Raw genomic sequence first — 22,435 nt, forward strand, 5'->3', positions numbered from 1 at the left:
TCAGGGGCTCCCGAGAGGCAACCGTGGCCACATTCCTGCTGGAGATCGGCACCGAGGATTTGCCAGCGGATTTTGTCCGCCTTGCGATCCCCCAGCTGGAGCGGCAGGTGCGCGAGGCGCTGGCTGGCTTGCGCCTCGACCATGGGCTCGTCCATGGCACCGGTACCCCGCGGCGCCTGGCGATCAGCGTTGCAGGGCTGGCGGAGCGCCAGAGCGATCTCGAAGAGGAGCGCAAGGGACCGCCTGCTGCCCAGGCTTTCAGCGAGGGCGTGGCCACCGCGGCGGCCATCGGTTTTGCGCGCCGCTGTGGCGTGGCGCCCGAAGCCCTCGAGGTGCGCGAGACGGCCAAGGGACCGTTCGTGTTTGCCCGCAGCCTTCAGCTCGGCCAGCCCACCCTCTCGGTGCTGGCCGAGCAGATCCCGGGCTGGGTGAGCGCCCTGCAGGGCCGGCGGTTCATGCGCTGGGGCACGGGCGAGCGCCGCTTCAGCCGGCCGGTGCGCTGGCTGGTGGCCCTGCTCGATGACCAACTGATTCCAGTGGCCCTGAGCGGCTGTGATCCGGCTGTCGAGAGCGGGCGCCTCAGCCGCGGCCATCGCCTCAGCGCCGAAGCGGTGACGATCCCAAGCGCATCAACCTATGCGGCCACCCTGGCGGCGGCCGGCGTGCAGGTGGAACGGCAGCAGCGAGCTGACTGGATCCACAGCCAGCTGCAACGGGCTGCCGGGGAGTTGTCGGCCAGCCCCGACCTTCCAGACGAGCTGTTTGATGAGCTCGTTGACCTGGTCGAGTCGCCCACGTTGATCCAAGGACGGCTCGACGAACGCTTTCTTGCCCTGCCGCCGGAAGTGCTCAGCACGGTGATGCGCTCCCACCAGCGCTATGTGCCCCTGGTGCGCGCCGAGGCCGAGTCCGACCCGCTGGCCTTGAGCGCCACGGCCACACTGCTGCCCGCCTTCCTCTGCATCGGCAACGGCCGGCCGGAGGCCCAAGCCACGGTGCAGCGCGGCAACGAACGGGTGCTCAGGGCCCGCTTGGCCGATGCGGAGTTCTTCCTGGCGGCAGATCGGGCCATCCCCAGCGCGCAACGCCGCTTGCAGCTGGCCAGCGTCACCTTCGCCGAAGGGTTGGGCAGCCTGCTGGAGCGGGCCGAGCGACTGGAGTGGCTGGCTGGGTTGCTGCTCGAGCATCTCGCCCTGGCGGAGCCCGAAACGGCAGCGGCACGGCGGGCCGCCCACCTCTGCAAGCACGACCTCGTCAGCCAGATGGTGGGCGAATTCCCCGAACTCCAGGGCGTGATGGGGGCCAAATACCTGCTGGCTGAAGGCGAATCCCGGCCGGTGGCCCTGGCCGTGCTGGAGCATTACCTGCCGCGGGGAGCCGGTGATGCCTTACCCAGCTCCGAGGCCGGCGCCGTCGTCGCGCTTGCCGAGCGGCTTGAGTTGTTGCTCAGTGTCTATGCCAAGGGTGATCGGCCCAGTGGCTCCTCCGATCCCTACGCCCTGCGGCGGGCAGGAAACGGGCTGGTGCAGATTCTCTGGGAGCGGGGCTGGGCCCTGGATCTGATCGCGGTGTTGCGTCAGGCCACCGTGCAATGGCAGCAGCTGTTGCCGGCGCTGGGGATCGAGCCGGCGGCCCTGGCCACGGAGCTGGCTGAATTTCTGCGGTTGCGGCTGATCAGCTTGCTCGAGGAGCGCGGTTTTGACGCCGACTTGGTCCAGGCCGTGGCCGGCAGCAGCGTGGCGGCCGAGCGCCTGCTGGCTGACCCTGCCGATGCCCGCCAGCGGGTGGAACTGCTGGCCGAGCTCCGGGCCAGCGGGGCCCTGGCGCCAGTGCAGGCCGTGGTGCAGCGGGCCACTCGCCTGGCCGAGCAGGCAGATCTGGCTGCAGGAATCCTCAGCCCTGCGGGTGTGGTCGACCCCAGCCTGTTCAGCGCCAGCAGTGAGCAGGCCATGCTGACGGTCCTCCAGACCCTGGAGCCCCTGGCCAATAGCTCCAGCTACGAAGCCCTGGCTTCCAGCCTGGCGGCAAGCTCAGGAGCCCTGGCGGCCTTCTTCGATGGCGACAGCAGCGTGATGGTGATGGCCGATGACCCGGCCATCCGCAGCAATCGTCTCAACCTGCTGGCCCTGCTGCGCAACCAGGCCCTGGTGCTCGCCGATTTCAGCCAACTGGCCAGCAAAGCCGGCAATTGAGCCGGCTTTGCTGGCCAGTTGGCTCAGGGCTTGCTCGCCAGGGCCGGTTCGCGCACCTGTTTGGTCATGTCCACGGCTGATCCGGCTTTTGAATGGCCGGCAGCGGAGTTGCCGTTGGCAGTGGAGTGCACCTCGGGAGCATCAGCTGTGCCGGTGGCTGTGCCCGCGGCATTGGAGAGATGGAGCCGCTGGGCAGCCATCTCCTCCTCGGTTCTGACCGCGCTGGGCACGGGTTTATAGCCCTGGGGAGCGAGGGCGTGGCCACGCAGTACGGAAGCGAAGGTGAGCAGCGTCAGCTTGATCTGCTGCCAGGGATTCATCATCACCACCCGCTTGTAGAGGTAGCTGTCGAAGGTGAGGCGTTGAACATCCTTGTCATCGCACATCTCGACGAAGGCTTCTCTGGCGGCGTCGTTGCGATAAAAAATGTTCTGGAGAATTTCCAACACCTTGTAGGTGGCGCCGTACTGGCGATCCCACTTCTTGATATAAACCTTGAGATCTTTCTCCGTAGGGATTGTGTTGCCGTTGGCGCTGGCCGCAACGATCTGCTCGGCGCACATCCGCCCACTCTTAGCGGCGAAATAAATGCCTTCCCCGGAGCTCTTGGTGACGTAGCCGGCGGCATCGCCCACCAACGCCATCCGGCCCACCACCCGCCGCGGACGGGGATGCTCGGGAATCGGGTGCGCTTCCACCTTGATCACCTCGCCACCGAGCAAACGGTCGCTGGCCCTGGCGCGAACGCCCTTCTGCAGGCCCTTGATCAGGGACTGGTTCTTCTGCATCGTGCCGGTACCCACGGCCACGTGGTCGTACTTGGGGAACACCCAGCCGTAGAAATCAGGGGACACATCGGTGCCCACATACATTTCGGCGAGGTCCTCGTAGTAGCTCATCTCCTCCTTGGGAAGCCGAATGCGCTCCTGGAAGGCGATCGCCATGTTGTAGTCACCTGCGTCCATGGCCTTGGCCACCCGGCTGTTGGCCCCGTCGGCGCCGACGATCAGATCCACCTCCAGGGTTTTGATCTCGCCGGTGGGGCCACCAGCGGAATAATCGGCGTATTGGAGGGTGTAAGGACCCTGGCGATTCTTGCCGGTGTCGATGCTCTGCACCAAACCGTTGACCAGCTTGGTTCCCAGGCTGGCGGCGCGGTCGCGCAGGAAGCCATCCATGACTTCGCGCCGGCACATGCCGATGTATTCGTCTTGATTGCCGAGATGAATATCAACCTCGCGATTGGAGGGAGAGATCATTCGCATGTTGCGAACCTTCCGGTCAATGATCGACTCGGGAAGATCGAACTCATCGACCATGCAAAGCGGAATGGCCCCACCGCAAGGCTTGGCATTGTCGAGCTTGCGCTCAAACAGCCAGGTCTGAATGCCGGCCTTGGCCAGCACCTCAGCAGCACAGGATCCGCTCGGGCCGCCACCCACTACCGCGACTCGCAACATCTTGAAACCTGCTCCGCTGGAACGATCTTGAGCCCGAAGCTAACACCGTTAGAGGCCTCTGCGTTGATCCTTCGCCAGGGCGCCTCTACGATTGTTTCGAAGCTTGTTGGAGAGGGTGCGTGCCACCGCGAGTGCCGCCCCGTTCACTGTTCCGGGACTCGACAAAGGAGATCCCCGATGACATCCCGCTCGCCCGGCGCAGCGCCCGGCCAGCCCTGGTGTCCTCGCGGCGCTGGCCGTTCCTGCTCGCTGCTGCCCTTGGCCTGGCCACGCTGACGGCGGTGCTGGCCCTCTCCTTTCCCCAGGTCCTTGGTCAGCGCAGCACGGACCCCATGGCCGGCATCGAGGCGCGCCCCAGCCCCGATGGCCGGCTGCTGGGGCATTACCCCTATCTCGAAGCGACGCCGGAGAGATTGGTCAGCGTCGCGCCCGGACTGCGGTTGCATGTCGATGCGGCCGAATCCCTGCTGGCGATGAAGCGCGATGCCGCCGCCGCCGGCGTTGATCTGCGGCTGCTGAGTGCCTTCCGTGACGTTGAGTTGCAGAAAGCCATCTTCTTTGAGGTGAAATCAGAGCGCAATCAGAGCGCTTCAGAGCGGGCCAAGGTGAGCGCTCCACCTGGATTTTCGGAGCACAGCACGGGCTTTGCGGTGGATCTGGGTGATGGCAGCCGGCCGGAAACGAACCTGAAGGACGTCTTCGATCGCACACCGGCCTTTCTCTGGCTGGAGCGCAACGCCAACCGTTATCACTTCAAACTCTCCTTCCCGCAAGGCAACGACCAAGGGGTCAGCTATGAGCCGTGGCACTGGCGCTTCGAGGGATCAGCCGAAGCTCTCAAGCTGTTTGAAACGACCCGGCAAGCAGCTGAGATAAGGTGATCAATTGACCCGGCCGCTGTATGAGCGCCCCAGCTAAGCGCGCACCGATTCGCAATATCGCGATCATTGCCCACGTTGACCACGGCAAAACAACTCTGGTCGATGCCCTGTTGCAGCAGTCGGGCATCTTCCGTGACGGTGAGGCCGTTCCCACCTGCGTGATGGACTCCAACGACCTGGAGCGGGAGCGGGGGATCACCATCCTCTCCAAGAACACGGCCGTCACCTACGGCGATACGCGCATCAATATCGTTGACACCCCTGGTCACTCTGACTTCGGCGGAGAAGTGGAGCGGGTCCTCGGCATGGTCGATGGGGCCCTGTTGATCGTCGATGCCAACGAGGGGCCGATGCCCCAGACCCGCTTCGTGCTGCGCAAGGCCCTGGAGCAAGGCCTGCGGCCGATTGTGTTCATCAACAAGATCGATCGGGCGCGGGTCGACCCCGAGCAGGCGGTCGACAAGGTTCTCGATCTCTTTCTGGAGCTCGGCGCCGACGACGACCAGTGCGACTTCCCCTATCTGTTCGGCAGCGGCATGGGCGGATTCGCCAAGCCGGACATGGCGACTGAAAGCGACAACATGAAGCCGCTGTTCGACGCGATCCTGCGCCATGTGCCGCCCCCGGTTGGGGATGTGGACAAGCCACTGCAGCTGCAGGTCACCACGCTCGACTACTCCGATTTTCTCGGTCGCATCGTCATCGGCCGCGTCCATAACGGTGTGATCCGCTCTGGCCAGACCGCCTCACTGATTCGTGAAGACGGCAGCATCAAGCGCTGCCGGATCAGCAAGCTGCTGGGCTTCGAAGGCCTGCAACGGGTCGAGATCGCCGAAGCCAGCGCCGGTGATCTGGTGGCTGTGGCCGGCTTTGACGAGGTCAACATCGGCGAAACGGTCGCCTGCCCCGACCATCCCGAGGCCCTGCCGTTGATCCGGGTGGACGAACCCACCCTGCAGATGACCTTTGTCATCAACGATTCACCGTTTGCCGGTAAAGAAGGCAAATTCGTGACCAGCCGTCAGTTGCGCGACAGGCTCCAGCGGGAGCTGCTCACCAACGTGGCCCTGCGGGTGGAAGACACCGACTCCCCGGATCGCTTCGCCGTCAGTGGCCGCGGTGAACTTCACCTGGGCATCCTGATCGAAACGATGCGGCGCGAAGGCTTCGAGTTCCAGGTGTCCCAGCCCAAGGTGATCTTCCGCACCATCGATGGCACCCCCTGCGAACCGGTCGAAACCCTGGTGATGGATGTGCCTGAGGCCGCTGTCGGCAACTGCATCGAGAAGCTCGGCATGCGCAAGGGCGAGATGCAGAACATGGAAACAGGCGCCGACGGCCGAACCCAGCTGGAATTTGTCGTGCCGGCCCGTGGTCTGATCGGCTTCCGTGGTGAGTTCGTGCGGGCCACCCGCGGTGACGGGATCATGAGCCACTCCTTCTTTGAATACCGTCCGATGCAGGGCGAGTTCGAAACCCGCCGCAATGGCGTGCTGATCGCCTACGAGGAAGGAACCGCCACGTTCTATGCCCTCAAGGGCGCCGAAGACCGGGGACAGTTCTTCATCACCCCTGGCACCAAGGTGTACAAGGGAATGATCGTGGGCGAGCACAGCCGCCCGCCCGACCTCGAACTCAATGTCTGCAAGGCCAAGCAGGTCACCAACATCCGCTCGGCTGGCGCTGAAGTGCTCGACACGCTGCAATCTCCAATCCAGATGACCCTGGAGCGCGCCCTGGAGTACATCGGCCCCGACGAATTGCTCGAGGTCACCCCCGAGTCGATCCGGCTGCGCAAGCTGGCCATGAAGAAGCCAGCCAAGCGATGAGCCAGGAACTGGGAGCTGATCCCCGTTTCCTGGCCGCTGTGGCCCTCTTCAACTCCGGCGATTGGTATCCCTGCCATGACGGGTTCGAGGAGCTCTGGCACCAGACCCTCGGCCCCGATCGGGATGTCCTGCAGAGCTTTCTGCAGATCGCCGTCGCCCACCTACACCTCGAGCGTGGCAATCGCCGCGGGGCCACCTTGTTACTGGGAGAGGGGCTCGGTCGCCTGGCCCCTTTCCCCGCTGTTTGCCTCGGTCTCAACCTCGCCCCGCTGCGGGATCAGGTTCGTGACCGCTTGCAGTGCCTGCAGGGCAACGGAAACCCCCAAGACCTGCCCCTGCCCCAGTTGCAGCCAATCACATCCCTGGGTGGGTGAGGTCCGGCTGTGATCTGTAGATTGGTCCTGATCTGGGGCGAGCGCTGGGCCTGGCCGCGATCACCACGCACACCCCTGCTTCCCAGTTTTGCTCCCCTTCATGCGGAACCCTGAGCGGACCATTCCGGCTCAGATGACCCGCTGGCCAGCGCCGCGCAGCTTGCGCTTTGCACTGCCACTGGGCCTGTTGCTGCTCGCCGCCTTCTCGCCTCCCGTCCCGGCCAGGGGCCAGAACCCTGGCGTGGCGACCGCGCCGCCAGCGGCTGCCCCCACCGGCCTGCTCACGATTGAATCCGACAGCCAGAAGGCCGACAACGTCACAGGGGTGATCACGGCGATCGGCAATGTGCGGATTCTTTATCCCGATCGGCGCCTGGTGGCCACCTCCCGCCAGGCCCAATACTTCACCAACGAAGGTCGCATCGTGCTGAGCGGCGATGTGGATGTGGTGCAGGAAGGCGGAAATCTGCTGCGGGCTGAACGGGTGATCTACATGGTCGACAGCGAGCAGGTGCTGGCCCAGCCCAGCAATGGTCAACAGGTGTTCAGCCAACTGCGCCTCCAGGAGACCCTGCCGGCGGCTGCCCCCTCCCTGCCGCGATGAGCCTCACGCTCGAAGACGTGGCCCTCAGCCTGGGCGGGCGCCCCCTGGTCAAAGGTGTGAGCCTGGAGCTCAATCCCGGCGAAGTGGTGGGGCTGCTTGGGCCCAATGGCGCCGGTAAGACCACCACCTTTAATTTGGTGACAGGCCAGCTGAAACCCGATCGCGGCAGGGTCGTGCTCGATGGCAAGAATGTGGAAGGACTGGCCATGCCGCAGCGGGCGCGCCTGGGCATCGGCTACCTGCCCCAGGAACCCAGCGTCTTTCGCCAGCTCACGGTCCGTCAGAACCTGCAGCTGGCCCTCCAGGAAAGCGGGGCACCGATGGCCCAGCGCCGGGAGCGCCTGGACCAGCTGATCGATGAGTTCCACCTCGGCCCCTTCCAGCAACGGCAGGGTTTTCAGCTCTCCGGCGGCGAGCGTCGCCGCTGTGAGGTGGCCAGAGCCCTGGCGGTGGGTCCCAAGGGGCCCCGCTACCTGCTGCTGGATGAACCGTTTGCGGGCGTTGATCCTCTCGCTGTTGCCGATCTGCAGGCGTTGATCAGCAAGCTGAAGGAACGATCGATGGGATTGCTGATCACCGATCACAACGTGCGCGAAACCCTGGCGATCACCGATCGGGCCTACATCCTTACCGAAGGCAGCATTCTTGCCGCCGGTCGCTCCAACGAAGTGGCGGACAATCCCCTGGTCCGCCGCCACTACCTCGGTGACGCCTTTCAGCTATGAACATCAGCTTGGCCATCGGCCGGCCGGCCCGTCAATTGGGGATCCAGCTGCAGCGACTGCCGCTGATGGATCGCTGGCTGGTCGGCGAACTCGTCGGTCCGCTGCTCTTTGGTATTGCCGCCTTCACGGCCGTCTCGTTGTCGGTGGGGGTGGTCTTCGAGCTGGTGCGCCGGGTGGCGGAATCCGGGTTGCCAGTGGCAGCCGCCATGCAGGTGTTAGGGCTGCGCATGCCCGGATTCCTGGTGCTGTCGTTTCCGATGGCAACCTTGATGGCCACCTTGCTGGCCTACAGCAGCCTGTCGAGCAACGGCGAACTCAAAGCCTTGCGCAGCCTGGGTGTGAGCACCTGGCGGATGGTGGTTCCAGCCCTGCTGGTGGCGGTGCTGATGAGCCTGATCACCTTCCTGTTCAACGACCTGATCGTGCCGAATGCCAACCTCCAGGCGACCGACACGCTCCGTCAGGCGCTGGGCAAGTCAGTGGCGGCGGAGACGGGAAGCAACATCATCTATTCCCGCTTCAGCCGCAGGCAAAAGGCCGATGAGGAAGGGGAGAGCGAACGCTACCTCTCGCAACTCTTTTATTCCCGCCAGTTCAGGGATGGTGAGATGAAAGATGTCACCGTGCTCGATTTCAGCCGCGACAGCGGAACCCAGATCCTCAGTGCCGATCGTGCCGTCTGGAGTGAGGCCGAAGGGATGTGGGAATTTCTTGACGGCAAGATCGTGCTGGTGGGGCAGGGTGACCAGGCCACCACTTCGGCCCGCTTCAACAACTACCTCTATCCCCTCGATCAGGGGCCGATGAAGCTGGCCGAACTACCAAAAGATGCCGCCAGCATGACGGTAGCCCAGGCGATCAGTGCGGAGAAACTGCTGAGCGAAGCGGGTGATCGCAAAGAAGCCAGGCGCCTGCGGGTGCGGATCCAGGAGAAATTCGCCTTCCCGGCCATCTGTGTTGTGTTCGGGCTGATCGGCAGCAGCCTCGGGGTCAGGCCGGCTGGTCGAACCAGTCGCAGTCAGGGGTTTGGCATCAGCGTCCTGCTGATCTTCTCCTACTACCTGATGTCCTTCATCTTCAGTTCGCTTGGGGTCAAGGGAACGGTGGGACCGTTCCTGGCGGCCTGGGCCCCGGTGCTGATCGGCCTGGCGATTGGCCTGGTGATGTTGCGCCAGGCCAGTCGCTGAGGCGGGGTCAGCGGGCAGACTGGTTGAAACCTGTTGGCTTCTTCGACGTGCTGGCTGCCGTGAATGACCCGGTCCTCGCCCTTGGCCTCCTGGCCTTTGGGCTATTGCTGGTTGCCCTGCCGCTGGCCTTCTGGAGTGTGAGTGGGGAAGCCACCCGCAGTGTCACGGCCGTGCGCCTGTTGGTGGCGGCCGCGAATCTGAGCCTTACGGCCCAGCTCACCCTGCGCTGGTGGGAATCGGGCCATTTCCCGATCAGCAATCTCTACGAGTCGCTCTGCTTCCTGGCCTGGGCCTGCACGCTCACCCAGCTGCTGGTGGAGCGCTCCTGGCCCTCACCGCTGGTGCCAGCTGCCGCCACGCCGATGGGACTGGGCTGCCTCGCCTTCGCCAGCTTCGCTCTGCCTGATCGGCTGCAGCAAGCGGCACCTCTGGTGCCGGCGTTGCGCTCCAGCTGGCTGGTGATGCACGTCAGCGTGATCATGGTGAGCTATGCCGCCTTGCTGGTCGGCTCGCTGCTCTCCCTGGCGGTGCTGTTCACCGATCGCGACCAGGCCCTGCAACTGCGCAGCAGCTCGATCGGCAGCGGTGGTTTCCGCCAGGCCAAGCTGGCCACCAGCGGCGGCGATCTCCAGCTGAGCAGCGTGGCGATCGGCATCAACGAGCAACTCGACAGCCTCAGCTATCGCACGATCACCGTTGGCTTTCTGCTGCTGTCCGTTGGGCTGGTGAGCGGCGCGGTCTGGGCCAACGAGGCCTGGGGCAGCTGGTGGAGCTGGGACCCGAAAGAAACCTGGGCCCTGATCTGCTGGCTCGTCTATGCGGCCTATCTGCACACGCGCCTGAGCCGTGGCTGGCAGGGCCGGCGCCCGGCGCTGGTGGCGGTGGCAGGACTGGTGGTGATCGTGGTCTGCTACATCGGCGTCAACCTTCTCGGCATCGGCCTGCACAGCTATGGCTGGTTCCTCGGGGCTTGAGCCCAGGCCGGCGAATGATGACAATCGGTGACCATCCATCCTGGCCGGTTTCCATAAAAAAACTGCCGATCAACCCATCGGGGGCTGATCGGCAGAGCGGGTGGTCAGGGGCGCAGCTCAGACAAGCAGGGCTTCGCGGCGGCTGTTGCGGATGCCGCTGATCGCTTCGCGGTAGTCGGGCTGGTTGAACACCCCAGAGCCCGAAACGATCGCATTGGCGCCCACTTCGATCACCTGCCAGGCGTTGCCAGCCTTGAGGCCGCCATCCACTTCGATCCAGGGATCAAGGCCGCGCTCATCGCACATCCGCCTGAGACGGCGCACCTTCTCAACCGCTGAGGGGATAAAGCTCTGGCCGCCAAAGCCGGGGTTCACGCTCATGATCAGGACGAGATCGCAGAGCTCCAGGCAGTACTCCAGGGTGTCGAGCGAGGTGCCGGGGTTGAGCACGGCTCCGGCCTTTTTGCCGAGATCCTTGATCTGGCCCAGGTTGCGGTGCAGGTGCGGGCAGGCTTCAACCTGCACATAGATGTGATCGGCTCCCGCCTTGGCGAAATCCGCCACATACTTCTCGGGCTCGACGATCATCAGGTGCACATCGAGCGGCTTGGCGGTCACAGGCCGCAGCGCTTCGACGATCAGTGGGCCGATCGTGATGTTGGGAACGAATCGGCCGTCCATCACGTCCACGTGGATCCAGTCGGCTCCCGCCTCATCGACGGCGCGCACCTCATCTCCGAGGCGGGCGAAATCAGCGGAAAGGATCGAAGGGGCGATCACCAGAGGCTTCGTGCTCATGGTTGGGGCCACCGGGGCGGAGGGTGCTCAGCGATTGTAGGAATCGGCCGGAACGCCTCGCCCCGGACGCCGGGACCAAGCCAATCGGCGCTGATAGAGTATCGATTGCTTCAACCCTGAAAGGCCTTGCGGCAGCTGACCTGCCGGTCTTTCCCTTGTTGCGCTCTCTCCCCCCTGCCAGACCCACGTGGATCGCACCCTCATTCAGGAACTGCTCGAAGTCGTCGAGCAGGCCGCCATCGCCTCGGCCCATCTCACCGGTCTGGGCCAGAAGGATGAGGCCGATGCAGCTGCCGTCGAAGCGATGCGCACCCGGATGGGGTCGATCGCCATGCAGGGCCGCATCGTGATCGGTGAGGGCGAGCGCGATGAGGCGCCGATGCTTTACATCGGCGAGGAAGTAGGCAGCGGCACGGGTCCGGGCGTGGATTTCGCCGTGGATCCCTGCGAAGGCACCAATCTCTGCGCCAACGCCCAGGACGGCTCGATGGCCGTGCTGGCCGCTTCTGACCGCGGGGGCCTGTTCAATGCACCTGATTTCTACATGAAGAAGCTGGCGGCGCCCCCGGCCGCCAAGGGCAAGGTGGACATCCGCAAGAGCGCCACGGAGAACATCGCCATCCTCAGCGCCTGCCTGGGCATGCCCGCCAGCGATCTGGTGATCGTGGTGATGGAGCGGGCCCGCCACAAGGATCTGATCGCCGAGATCCGCGCCACCGGCGCCCGGGTCAAGCCGATCAGTGATGGCGACGTTCAAGCTGCGATCGCCTGCGGCTTTGCCGGCACCGGCACCCACTGCCTGATGGGCATCGGCGCTGCTCCTGAAGGGGTGATCTCAGCGGCGGCCTTGCGCTGCCTGGGCGGCCACTTTCAGGGCCAGCTGGTCTATGACCCGGCCATCGCCCAGACCTCCGAATGGGCCGACTACACCAAGGAGGGCAACATCGAGCGCCTCAACTCCATGGGCATCACCGACATCGACAAGGTGTACGAGGCCGAGGAACTGGCCTCGGGCGAGAACGTGGTGTTCGCTGGCAGCGGCATCACCCCTGGCCTGCTGTTCAAGGGCGTGGTGTTCGAGGCCGACTGCACCCGCACCAGCAGTTTGATCATCAGCTCGCTCGACACCAGCGCCCGCTTCACCGACACGATCCACATCAAGCCCGGCGCCCAGAGCGTCGCGCTGCGCTGAGCGCCCACCCTATGCACATCGCCGTCGTCGGCCTCAGCCATCGCACGGCTCCGGTCGAGATCCGTGAGCGGCTGAGCATTCCCGAGCAGACCATGGAGGATTCCCTCCAACAGCTGCGCGGTGACGCCCAGGTGCTGGAGGCCTCGATCCTCAGTACCTGCAACCGGCTGGAGATCTACACCCTGCTGCGCAGTCCAGAGCAGGGGATCACGGCGGTGGGGTCCTTCCTCAGCCGCCATTCTGGCCTCGATTTCGGCGAACTCACCCCCCACCTGTTCACGTATCACCACGCCGAGGCGGTGTCCCACCTGATGCGGGTGGCTTCCGGGCTCGACAGCCTGGTGCTGGGGGAGGGGCAGATCCTCTCCCAGGTCAAAAAGATGGTGCGGCTCGGCCAGGAGCATGGCTCGATTGGCCCGATCCTCAACCGCCTGCTCACCCAGGCCGTCAGCACCGGCAAGCGGGTGCGCACCGAAACCAACCTGGGCACCGGCGCCGTCTCGATCAGCTCGGCGGCCGTGGAGCTGGCCCAGCTCAAGGTGGGCCAGGCCCGGGGCTTAGACGAACTCGTCAGCCTTGACCAGGAACAGGTGGCGGTGGTGGGAGCCGGTCGGATGGCCCGCCTGCTGCTTCAGCATCTGCAGTCGAAGGGCTGCAAGGCCCTGGTCTTGCTCAACCGCACCGTTGAGCGCGCCGAAGCCCTGGCGGCCGATTTCCCGGAGCTGCCGGTGCAATGCCGGCCGCTCAGCGATCTCGACCACTGCCTGAGCACCTGCTCGCTGGTGTTCACCAGCACGGCAGCAGAGCAGCCGATCATCGATCAGGCCCGGCTGCAGTCGCTCAACCGGCGCTCCTCGCTGATGCTGGTCGACATCGGCGTTCCCCGCAACATCAGCTCAGGGGTCAGCGTCCTGCCGGGCGTGGAGTCTTTTGATGTCGACGACCTGCAGGAGGTGGTGAACCGCAACCAGGAGTCACGGCGGGAGATCGCCGCCGAGGCCGAGGGTCTGCTGCAGGAGGAGGCCCAGCAGTTCCTGGAATGGTGGGACGGGCTTGAGGCGGTGCCCACCTTGAACCGACTGCGCCAGACCCTGGAGGTGATCCGCGAACAGGAGTTGCAGAAAGCGCTCAGCCGCATGGGGCCCGATCTCTCGGCGCGGGAGCGCAAGGTGGTCGAAGCGCTCAGCAAGGGGATCATCAACAAGGTGCTGCACAGCCCGGTCACCAACCTGCGGGCCCCCCAGCCACGGCAGCAACGGCACCTGGCCATGCAGGCTCTCCATGACCTCTTCGCCCTCGATGAAGGCAGCGGCGAGGGCTGAGCCTGGCTGCCAAGCTCCCTCTTAACCAGAGATTCATGGGTTCTTGGCGGGGGCTTGGCTGTCTGGGTCAGCCGGTCCAGTACGGTTCAGGTGTGCTGCATGCAGCCCTACAAGGAGTGAGTGATGAAGCGGGTTTTGGCGATCATCCTCGGCGGTGGAGCAGGCACGCGCCTCTACCCGCTCACCAAGATGCGGGCCAAGCCAGCCGTGCCCCTGGCCGGCAAATACCGTCTGATCGATATTCCGATCAGCAACTGCATCAATTCTGGTGTCAACAAGATCTATGTGCTGACCCAGTTCAACAGCGCCTCCCTCAACCGGCACCTCACCCAGACCTACAACCTCTCGGCCGGCTTCGGCCAGGGTTTTGTCGAGGTGCTCGCCGCCCAGCAGACGCCCGATAGCCCCAGCTGGTTCGAGGGAACGGCTGATGCGGTGCGTAAATATCAGTGGCTGTTCCAGGAATGGGACGTGGACCACTACCTGATCCTCTCCGGTGACCAGCTCTACCGGATGGACTACAGCCAATTCGTGGACCACCACATCAACAGCGGCGCTGATCTGAGTGTGGGCGCCCTGCCGGTGGATCAGGCCCAGGCCGAAAGCTTTGGCCTGATGCGCGCCGAGCGCGACGGCCGCATCCGTGAATTCAGCGAAAAGCCCAAAGGTGCGGCGCTGGAATCGATGAAGGTGGACACCGCCAGCCTTGGTCTGAGCGAAGCCGAGGCGGCCCGGCGCCCCTATCTCGCATCGATGGGAATCTATGTGTTCAACCGGCACACCCTCTTCGACCTGCTGGCCCGCAATCCCACCGCCACCGATTTCGGTAAGGAGATCATTCCCCTGGCCCTGGAGCGTGGCGACAACCTCCAGAGTTATCTCTTCGACGACTACTGGGAAGACATTGGCACCATCGGTGCGTTTTATGAGGCCAACCTGGCGCTCACCGATCAACCCAGGCCGGCCTTTTCCTTCTACGACGAAAAATTTCCGATCTACACCAGGCCGCGTTATTTGCCTCCCAGCAAGTTGCTGGACACCCAGGTCACACAGTCGATCATCGGCGAGGGCTCCTTGCTCCAGGCCTGCAGCATTCATCACTGCGTGCTCGGTGTGCGCTCCCGGGTCGAAGGCGAGGTGGTGTTGAAAGACACCCTGGTAATGGGTGCGGATTACTACGAATCCTCGGAGGAACGGGCCGTGCTGCGCGAGCGCGGCGGCATCCCCCTTGGCGTCGGCCATGGCACCACCGTCAAGGGCGCGATCCTCGATAAAAACGTCCGCATCGGCCGCAACGTCACGATCGTCAACAAGGACCGCATCGAGGAAGCTGACCGGCCAGAGCTGGGCTTCTACATCCGCAACGGCATCGTCGTGGTGGAGAAGAACGCCACGATCGCCGATGGCACGGTGATCTAGGGGCTTCTGAGCGCTTGCTGACACACCCTGCAGCGACACCCATGGGCGTCGCTGCGAAGGGCACACTGGCTAGGACCGGTTCATCCAACCCAACCACACATGAGCAAAGCGCACTTCGGCCTGATCGGCCTGGGGGTGATGGGCGAGAACCTGGTGCTCAATGCCGAGCGCAATGGCTTCTCCAGCGTCGTCTACAACCGCACCTACGCCAAGACCGAAGACTTTCTGAGCGGCCGGGGCGCTGGGCTCAACATCGTCGGGGCCCACACCCTGGAGGAATTCGTGGGTGCCCTGGAGCGCCCACGCCGCATCCTGATGATGATCAAGGCGGGTGAGCCGATCGACGCCATGATCGCCACGCTCTCGCCGTTGCTCGAAGACGGCGACCTGCTGATCGATGGCGGCAACTCCCTCTACACCGACACCGAGCGGCGGGTGAAGGAGCTGGAGAGCAAGAGCTTCGGCTTCATCGGCATGGGCGTCTCCGGCGGTGCCAAGGGCGCCCTGGAGGGGCCAAGCATGATGCCCGGCGGCACCAAGAGCGCCTACGACGCGATCGAAGGCCTGGTGCGCAAGATGGCTGCCCAGGTGGAAGATGGCCCCTGCGTCACCTACATCGGCCCCGGTGGCGCTGGGCACTTCGTCAAGACGGTGCACAACGGCATCGAATACGGCATCGAGCAGATCCTCTGCGAGGCCTATGACCTGATGAAGCGTTCGGCCGGCCTCAGCGGCCTGGAGATGGCCGATGTCTTTGATGGCTGGAACCAACTGGAGGAGCTCTCCTCCTATCTGGTGGAGATCACCGAGGTGTGCCTGCGCACCCGCGACCCCGAGGACGGCGGCGATCTGGTCGAGAAGATCCTCGATGTGGCGGGCCAGAAAGGCACCGGCCTCTGGACCGTGGTCAGCGCCCTGGAGATGGGCATCGCCGTGCCGACGATCTATGCGGCGCTCAATGGCCGGGTGATGAGCTCCCTGCACGGCGAGCGCCAGAGCGCATCCAGCGTGATCGAAGCCCCACCGGCCCCGCCAACGGCCGATCTCGGTGCCCTCGCCGATGGGCTGCCGGCCCTGCGCGATGCCGTCATCCTGGCCTGCATCGCCAGCTATGCCCAGGGCATGGCCTTGATGGTGGAAGCCTCGGCGCTGCACGATTACAACCTGCAGCTCTCCTCGATTGCCCAGATCTGGAAGGGGGGCTGCATCATCCGCGCCCGCCTGCTGCAACGGATCCAGAATGCCTACGACACCAATCCGCAGCTGACCAACTTGATGGTGGATCCCTGGTTCGCCGCCCAGATCAACAGCCGACTGCCCGGCTTGCGCCAGGTGGTGGCCGCTGCCGCCCTGGCCGGCATTCCCGTGCCCTGCCTGAGCAGCACCCTCGACTACATCGACAGCTACCGCAGCGGCCGCCTGCCCCAGAACCTGCTGCAGGCGATGCGTGATTGCTTCGGCGCCCATACCTATCAGCGGGTGGACCAGCCCGGCAGCTTCCACACCGAGTGGTTGTTGTGAGCGCCCATCCCCCGGCCTCCTACCGGCTGGAAACAGCGGCCGATCGGGGGGCGCTCTCGCGCCTGGCCGCCGAAACGATCGCGGCCAGCATCGATCTGGCCCTGGCGGAACGGGAGCGGGCCCAGATCGCCCTGGCCGGCGGCACCACACCGGAGCAGGCCTATCACCTGCTGGCGGCCAACCACCTGCCCTGGCAGCGGGTGGATGTGCTGCTCGGCGATGAACGCTGGGTGCCGGCCGATGACCCGTCCAGCAATGCCCTGATGCTGCGCCGTTCCCTGCTGGCTGAGGGCCCCGGGGCCCAGGCCTGCTTCCATCCGGTCCCCACCGCTCTGGAGAGCCCCGAACGGGGCGCCGCCGCCTACGACGCGCTGCTGGCCCAGCTTTGCCCTGGCCAACCGCCGATCTTCGATCTGATTCTGCTGGGGCTGGGCGATGACGGCCACACCGCTTCGCTCTTCCCCGGCACCGCCGCCACCGGCGTGGTCGATTGCAATGTCACGGTCAGCGAGGGCAAGGGGCTGCCCCGGGTCACCTTTACGGCGCCGGTGCTGAGCGCGGCCCGGCAGGTGGTGATCCTGGTGAGTGGTTCTGGCAAACAGCAGGCCCTGCAACGGCTGCTCGATCCCAACGAGCCCGCAGCCCGCACGCCGGCCCGGCTGGTGCGCCCCCGCACCCCCGTGCTGATCCTGGCCGATGCCGCCGCTGCGGCAGGCTTGGAGGATCCAACGAAGCAGCCCTGATGGCGACCCCCTTGCTTGTGGTGAGCGGTGATGGTTTCAGCGGCTGGCTGGCCCTCAACGACACCGTCATGGGGGGCAACAGCACGGGCGTCTGCCGGGTGGGGCCCGAGGGGCTGGTGCTGGAGGCCGAGGTGGTGGAGCAGGGCGGCGGCTTTGTGAGCTGTCGCTCGCCGCTTTTCTCCCCTCCCCTGGATCTGGGTGCCTACCGGGCCCTTGAGTTTGAGCTGCGCGGCGATGGCCGCCGCTACAAGCTGGCTGTGGCCTGTGCCGACGGGCTGGCCGGCCTGACCGAGCTGATCCCCGGAGGCTTGCGCTGGGTGACGGAATTCGACACCAGCGCCGATGGAGTCAGCCGGGTGGAGATCCCCCTGGATCAGTTGCGGCCCTCGGTGCGGGCCCGGCCGCTCAACCTGCCGCTGCGCTTCGATGCCTGCCGGATCACCCGCCTGCAGGTGCTGCACTCGAAATTCGGCGACGACGGCCAGCTCAATGCCGGCTTCCGGGCCGGACCGCTGCGCCTCGGGCTGGTGGCGATCCGGGCTCTACCTTGAGGGCCGTGCGTTGAGCGAGCCCGGTGCCCTCTGCAGGCGGGTGGCGGCGGCGGCAGACCTCTGCCTCAAGCCCCATCTCCATGCCGTGGTGGCTGGCGATGGCTTCGGCGAAGAGCAGCTCGATTGCACCTTGCGAATCCAGCCGCGCAGCAGCGACGGCACCCGCCTGCCGCTCGATGACATCGAACTGGAGATCTACCGCAGCGGCGAAGACCTGCACCTGATGCTGAGCTGGCCGGCCCAGCCGCAGCAACCCATGCTCTGGCAAGGCAACCACCCGGTCTGGATGGATGGGGAGAGTGGCCTGCGCTGCGAGCGCCCCGACTGCGGCGCCCCGCTCGAAGCCCTGGCCCGGCGGCTGCGGGCCCTGCTGGGACCCTCGCTTCAGCCGTCCTGATGGTTCAGGGCTGTTAGTTCAGGGCTGATCCGTGACCGCTCCCAGGCTGCTGCTGCTCACCTGGCGGGCGTACTTGCCCAGCACGCCGGTGCGGTAGCGGGGCTCGGGGGCGCACCAGATGGCGTGGCGGCGCTCCAGCTCGGCGGGGGTCACGTTGAGCTGGAGCAGGCGCAGGCTGGTGTCGACGGTGATCGTGTCGCCGTCCTGGATCAGGGCGATGGCGCCACCGACGGCGGCCTCGGGGGCCACGTGGCCGACCACCAGCCCATAGGTGCCGCCACTGAAGCGCCCATCGGTGATCAGGGCCACCGAATCCCCCAGTCCCTGGCCGATGATCGCGGCGGTGGGTGAGAGCATCTCGCGCATGCCGGGGCCACCGACGGGGCCCTCGTTGCGGATCACCACCACATCGCCGGCCACCACCTCGCCGGCGAGGATGGCCTCAAGGCCGCTCTCCTCACTCTCAAACACCCGGGCTGGCCCGGTGATGGTGGTGGTCTTGATGCCGCTGATCTTGGCAACGGCGCCTTCGGTGGCCAGGTTGCCCTTCAGGATCGAGAGGTGCCCCTGGTCATACAGCGGATCAGACAGGGGCCTGATTACCTCCTGGCCCGCGGGGGGGGCACTGGGCACAGCAGCGAGCAGTTCGGCCAGGGTTTTGCCTTCGATCGTCGGGCAGTCGCCGTGCAGCAGGCCGGCATCGAGCAGCAGCTTCATCACCTGGGGGATACCGCCGGCGTTGTGGAGATCCACCGTCACGAAGCGGCCGCTGGGCTTGAGATCGCAGATCACCGGCACCCGCTGGCGGATGGTTTCGAAATCGTCGATGCAGAGCGGCACGCCGGCGGTGCGGGCGATCGCCAGCAGGTGCAGCACCGAATTGGTGGAGCCACCCACCGCCATGATCACGCTGATCGCGTTCTCGATCGAGGCGCGGGTGATCAGGTCGCTGGGGCGGATGCTCGCGGCGATGGCGGCCACCAGCACCTCGGCGGAGCGGGCGGCGCTCTCGGCTTTCTCCGGGTCTTCGGCCGCCATGGTGGAGCTGCCCGACAGGCTCAGGCCCATGGCCTCGAAGGCCGAACTCATCGTGTTGGCGGTGAACATGCCGCCGCAGCTGCCGGCACCGGGGCAGGCGTTCTTCTCGATCGCCAGCAGTTCGGCCTCATCGATGCGGCCACCGGAGAACTGGCCCACTGCCTCAAAAGCGCTGACCACGGTGAGGTCGCAGGGACCGAGCTTGCCGGGCTTGATCGTGCCGCCGTAGACAAAGATCGCCGGGATGTCCATGCGGGCCATGGCGAGCATGGCGCCGGGCATGTTCTTGTCGCAGCCGCCGATCGCCAGCAGCCCGTCCATGCTCTGGGCGTTGCAGGCGGTTTCGATCGAATCGGCGATCACCTCGCGCGACACCAGCGAATATTTCATCCCCTCGGTGCCCATCGAGATGCCGTCGCTGACGGTGATGGTGCCAAACGTCTGCGGCATGGCGCCCGCCTCCCGCGCGGCAACCACGGCCCGCTCGGTCAAGGCGTTGAGGCCGATGTTGCAGGGCGTGATCGTGCTGTACCCATTGGCGATGCCAATGATCGGCTTGTCGAAGTCGCCGTCGCCGAAGCCAACGGCCCGCAGCATGGCCCGGTTCGGGGAGCGCTGGACCCCGGCGGTGATCGCGGCGGAACGGAGCATGGGCATCGGCAGGGAGGCGGATAGCAACCTAACGATTCGCCAGACCCGGCTTTGGCACTCCCCTCAGCTCTCGGGGCTGAGGCCTTCGAGCTGGCGGCGCACGTCTTCGATTGCCCGGTTCAGCTCCTTGACCTTGTGCTGCAGTTCGGAGTCCATCAGCGGACGTTGGCCGCCGAGCTCCCCATCCCGTGACCCTTCCTGCAGGCGGGAGAGCCGGACGCTACGGCGCTGGCGCAGGGCCAACCGTCGCCGTTCCGCTTCCGATAACAGCCACCAAGCCAGTCCTGCCGCGCCGAGCACGGCACCGCCAATGACGCTGGCCAGCAGGCCGCTCTGGGAGCCGTTATCTCTGGCCTCGGCCATGAACGATCACCTCTGCCAAATCCTGGGCCACCACCCTAAAGGGAACGGCTCAGGCGATCCGATTCCAGACCCCGCTCAGGCGATCGCTTCAGCCAAGCGAAGGGCGTTGGCGATCACCGTCAGGCCGGGCGAGAGGCCTGGGCAGCTGGGAAAAACACTGGCGTCGGCCACGGTCAAGTTGCCCACTTCGTGACTACGGCCGTTGAGGCCCACCACGGAGATGGCGGGATCGCTGCCCATCCGGCAGGTGCCGCAGGCGTAGCCCATCACCGCCAGCGGCGCCTCGCCACGGGGATGGATCCAGGCTTTCTTGACCACCTGGGTCTGGGGGTCGGCTTCAACGGCCTGCAGGGTGTCGAGCCAGCGGTAAACCAGCCGGTCGTGGGCTTCGAGATTGTTGGCCAGGTATTGAATGCGAATCCGCTTGTTGCGCAGGGTGATGCGGTTTTCAGGGTCTGGCAGCACGGCGCTGGTGGCCCACCAACAGACCGAGCGGGAGGCGAGCTGGGCCAAGGTTGCGTTGGGCAGCAGCTTCGTGACCAGCGACAGCACCGGCGGCGATTCGGCGAAGAGCGGATCCTGAAGAACGCCGCCGCCGTTCTCGATATGGCCGAGCGGAAAACTGACGTTCTGATCGCCCCAGTAGTAGTCGTTGACGCCGAGGCTGCGGGGATAGCGAGCGGAATTGGCTGATGTGGCCAGCTGCAGAATCGCGCTGAGCTGCAACTTCATCAGATTGCGGCCCACCTGGCCTGAGCCGTTGGCCAGCCCTTCGGGATGGCGATCACTGGCCGACGCCAGCAGGATGGCGGGGGTGTTGATCGCCCCGGCGGCGAGCACCACCTGGTCGCCGCGGAACAGCCAGCTCTGGCCGTCGATCACCGCCTCCACCCCCCGCACGTCGCTGCCACTGGGGTTCACGTGCAGGCGGGTGACCTTGGCCCCGGTGCGCAGCTGGGTGGCCGGGTGCTTCAGGGCGGCGGCCACACCGAACAACTCGGCATCGCCGCTGGGATCCTCTGGATCTTCTGACCAGGTGAGTGGCAGGTCGTAGGGACGGCAACCCTGCCGCTCCAGGGCCGAGCGCAGCGGCTCGAGAAAGGGCTCGATCGCCAGGGGCCGGTGGGGAAAGTCGGTGGCCCGTGCTGGCTCGGTGGGATCGATGCCAGCCTGCCCGTGGACCCTGTACAGGGCTTCGGCCCGGTCATACCAGGGGGCCAGCTCGGCGTAGCTGAGGCCCCAGCGCGGGGCCTGACCTTCCTGCATCGCCAGGCCGTCGAACTCGGCCTCGCGCATGCGTTCAAGCACGGCGCCCCAGATCTTGGTGTTGCCGCCCAGGGCATAGATCGCCTGGGGGTTGAAGGGGTCACCGTCGGTGCCGAACCACTGTTCACTGGGGTGATAGCGATCCTTCTGAAAGAGATCGACATCGGAGACGTTCTGGTCTTCCAGGGGCAGGGAGCCGCCCCGCTCCAGGATCAGGACCCTGCGGCCTTTGGCGGCCAGGGAAGCCGCCACGGTGCCTCCAGCGGCGCCGCTGCCGATCACGATCATGTCGTAGTGGGCGTCGTCAATGATCATGCCGGCCAGGCGTAAAGCAGAAGGAACAGCAGCACCCAGATCACATCGACGAAATGCCAGAACAGCGAGGCGGCCACCACCCCCTGCTCGCCGCCTTCATAATTGCCGGCGCGGAAGGAACGAATCAGCATCAGCCCCATCAGCAGGACGCCGCTGGCCACATGCAGGCCGTGGAAGCCCGTGAGCAGGTAGAAGCAGCTGCCGAAGCTGCCGCTGGTGATGCCAAAGGACAGCCCAGCCCACTCCACCGCCTGGCCATAGAGAAAGACCGTGCCCATGGCCATGCTCAGCAACCAGAAGGCACGGAATCCCCAGAGGTTGCCGCGATTCAGGAACCATTCGGCCAGGGCGATCGTGCCGCTGCTGGACACCAGCACCGCCGTGTAAGCCAGGGGCGTGCGCCACTCCAGGCCCTCCACGCCAGGGGGGAGCCAGTTGAGCGAGGAGAGCTTTAACACCGCGTAGCCGGTGAAGAAGGCGAAGAAAATAATGCTCTCGGAGCACAGAAAAATGATGAATCCCGTCAGGCTGTGGTTGGCATGGCTGCTGTGACCGGACGCGTGGCCGTCAGTCGGGCCGGCGTTCTGATCAAGGCCTGAGAGGGGATCTGGGCTGGCGGGGGTGAGGGTCATC

Annotated in this window: 21 protein-coding genes; 15 read left to right on the forward strand and 6 right to left on the reverse strand. The window is 65.5% G+C overall.

Annotated elements, in window-relative coordinates:
* Positions 1-23 precede the first annotated feature (23 nt).
* Complete coding sequence (gene glyS, locus BM449_RS11305) at positions 24-2,192, forward strand: glycine--tRNA ligase subunit beta (RefSeq protein ID WP_071801300.1); 2,169 nt, start codon at positions 24-26, stop codon at positions 2,190-2,192.
* Between the two features lie 23 nt (positions 2,193-2,215).
* On the opposite strand, the gene chlP is transcribed toward glyS, so the two are convergent.
* Positions 2,216-3,652 carry a geranylgeranyl reductase gene (gene chlP, locus BM449_RS11310; RefSeq protein ID WP_071801301.1) on the reverse strand — a complete coding sequence of 479 codons (1,437 nt, stop codon included), beginning with the start codon at positions 3,650-3,652 and terminating at the stop codon, positions 2,216-2,218.
* A 131-nt stretch (positions 3,653-3,783) separates the two neighbouring features.
* Here chlP and BM449_RS11315 point away from each other — a divergent pair, with 131 nt between their 5' ends.
* The 7 genes from BM449_RS11315 (at position 3,784) to ccsB (ending at position 10,226) form a co-directional block, all read left to right on the forward strand.
* A complete protein-coding gene (locus BM449_RS11315; RefSeq protein WP_233830695.1) occupies positions 3,784-4,533 on the forward strand; it encodes a M15 family metallopeptidase in 750 nt (249 codons plus the stop codon).
* A 20-nt stretch (positions 4,534-4,553) separates the two neighbouring features.
* Entirely contained in the window at positions 4,554-6,362 is a 1,809-nt protein-coding gene (gene typA / locus BM449_RS11320; RefSeq protein ID WP_071801303.1) for a translational GTPase TypA, read from the forward strand.
* A complete protein-coding gene (locus BM449_RS11325) occupies positions 6,359-6,736 on the forward strand; it encodes a DUF309 domain-containing protein (protein ID WP_071801304.1) in 378 nt (125 codons plus the stop codon). Before typA ends, BM449_RS11325 begins: the two co-directional genes overlap by 4 nt.
* A gap of 133 nt (positions 6,737-6,869) precedes the next feature.
* A complete protein-coding gene (locus BM449_RS11330) occupies positions 6,870-7,340 on the forward strand; it encodes an organic solvent tolerance protein OstA (RefSeq protein WP_071801305.1) in 471 nt (156 codons plus the stop codon).
* Entirely contained in the window at positions 7,337-8,065 is a 729-nt protein-coding gene (gene lptB / locus BM449_RS11335; protein WP_071801306.1) for an LPS export ABC transporter ATP-binding protein, read from the forward strand. Before BM449_RS11330 ends, lptB begins: the two co-directional genes overlap by 4 nt.
* Complete coding sequence (locus BM449_RS11340; protein ID WP_071801307.1) at positions 8,062-9,252, forward strand: LptF/LptG family permease; 1,191 nt, start codon at positions 8,062-8,064, stop codon at positions 9,250-9,252. The genes lptB and BM449_RS11340 overlap by 4 nt, the downstream gene beginning before the upstream one ends.
* Before the next feature lie 59 nt (positions 9,253-9,311).
* Positions 9,312-10,226: a c-type cytochrome biogenesis protein CcsB gene (gene ccsB, locus BM449_RS11345; RefSeq protein ID WP_071802241.1), complete on the forward strand. Its 915-nt coding sequence runs from the start codon at positions 9,312-9,314 to the stop codon at positions 10,224-10,226.
* Positions 10,227-10,343: 117 nt separating this feature from the next.
* Here the strand turns inward: ccsB and rpe are convergent, their stop codons facing one another.
* The gene (rpe, locus tag BM449_RS11350) at positions 10,344-11,024 is read right to left on the reverse strand and encodes a ribulose-phosphate 3-epimerase (RefSeq protein ID WP_071801308.1); all 681 of its coding nucleotides are present in this window, start codon (positions 11,022-11,024) and stop codon (positions 10,344-10,346) included.
* Between the two features lie 187 nt (positions 11,025-11,211).
* On the opposite strand from rpe, the gene glpX reads away from it, so the two are divergent.
* The 7 genes from glpX (at position 11,212) to BM449_RS11385 (ending at position 18,169) form a co-directional block, all read left to right on the forward strand.
* Entirely contained in the window at positions 11,212-12,216 is a 1,005-nt protein-coding gene (glpX, locus tag BM449_RS11355) for a class II fructose-bisphosphatase (protein WP_071801309.1), read from the forward strand.
* Between the two features lie 11 nt (positions 12,217-12,227).
* Positions 12,228-13,538, forward strand: coding sequence for a glutamyl-tRNA reductase (locus tag BM449_RS11360; RefSeq protein WP_071801310.1), 1,311 nt, complete (start codon positions 12,228-12,230; stop codon positions 13,536-13,538).
* A 123-nt stretch (positions 13,539-13,661) separates the two neighbouring features.
* Positions 13,662-14,957, forward strand: coding sequence for a glucose-1-phosphate adenylyltransferase (locus tag BM449_RS11365; protein ID WP_071801311.1), 1,296 nt, complete (start codon positions 13,662-13,664; stop codon positions 14,955-14,957).
* A gap of 99 nt (positions 14,958-15,056) precedes the next feature.
* Entirely contained in the window at positions 15,057-16,478 is a 1,422-nt protein-coding gene (gene gndA / locus BM449_RS11370) for an NADP-dependent phosphogluconate dehydrogenase (protein ID WP_071801312.1), read from the forward strand.
* Positions 16,475-17,221, forward strand: a complete 747-nt coding sequence (gene pgl / locus BM449_RS11375) for a 6-phosphogluconolactonase (RefSeq protein WP_071801313.1) — start codon at positions 16,475-16,477, stop codon at positions 17,219-17,221. The genes gndA and pgl overlap by 4 nt, the downstream gene beginning before the upstream one ends.
* On the forward strand, positions 17,221-17,772 hold the full coding sequence (locus tag BM449_RS11380) for a CIA30 family protein (protein WP_071801314.1): 552 nt from the start codon (positions 17,221-17,223) through the stop codon (positions 17,770-17,772). The genes pgl and BM449_RS11380 overlap by 1 nt, the downstream gene beginning before the upstream one ends.
* Positions 17,773-17,782: 10 nt before the next feature.
* A complete protein-coding gene (locus BM449_RS11385; RefSeq protein ID WP_071801315.1) occupies positions 17,783-18,169 on the forward strand; it encodes a hypothetical protein in 387 nt (128 codons plus the stop codon).
* Between the two features lie 18 nt (positions 18,170-18,187).
* On the opposite strand, the gene ilvD is transcribed toward BM449_RS11385, so the two are convergent.
* From ilvD to BM449_RS11405, 4 genes are all read right to left on the reverse strand, one after another.
* Positions 18,188-19,858 (reverse strand): dihydroxy-acid dehydratase, encoded by a 1,671-nt coding sequence (ilvD, locus tag BM449_RS11390; RefSeq protein WP_071802242.1) that lies wholly within the window; start codon positions 19,856-19,858, stop codon positions 18,188-18,190.
* Positions 19,859-19,921: 63 nt separating this feature from the next.
* Complete coding sequence (locus BM449_RS11395; RefSeq protein ID WP_071801316.1) at positions 19,922-20,221, reverse strand: hypothetical protein; 300 nt, start codon at positions 20,219-20,221, stop codon at positions 19,922-19,924.
* A 75-nt stretch (positions 20,222-20,296) separates the two neighbouring features.
* Positions 20,297-21,802 (reverse strand): GMC family oxidoreductase, encoded by a 1,506-nt coding sequence (locus BM449_RS11400; RefSeq protein WP_071801317.1) that lies wholly within the window; start codon positions 21,800-21,802, stop codon positions 20,297-20,299.
* Positions 21,799-22,434, reverse strand: coding sequence for a heme-copper oxidase subunit III (locus tag BM449_RS11405; RefSeq protein WP_071801318.1), 636 nt, complete (start codon positions 22,432-22,434; stop codon positions 21,799-21,801). Before BM449_RS11405 ends, BM449_RS11400 begins: the two co-directional genes overlap by 4 nt.
* Between the last annotated feature and the right edge of the window lies 1 nt (position 22,435).

The organism is Synechococcus sp. SynAce01, assembly GCF_001885215.1.
Classification (GTDB): domain Bacteria; phylum Cyanobacteriota; class Cyanobacteriia; order PCC-6307; family Cyanobiaceae; genus Regnicoccus; species Regnicoccus frigidus.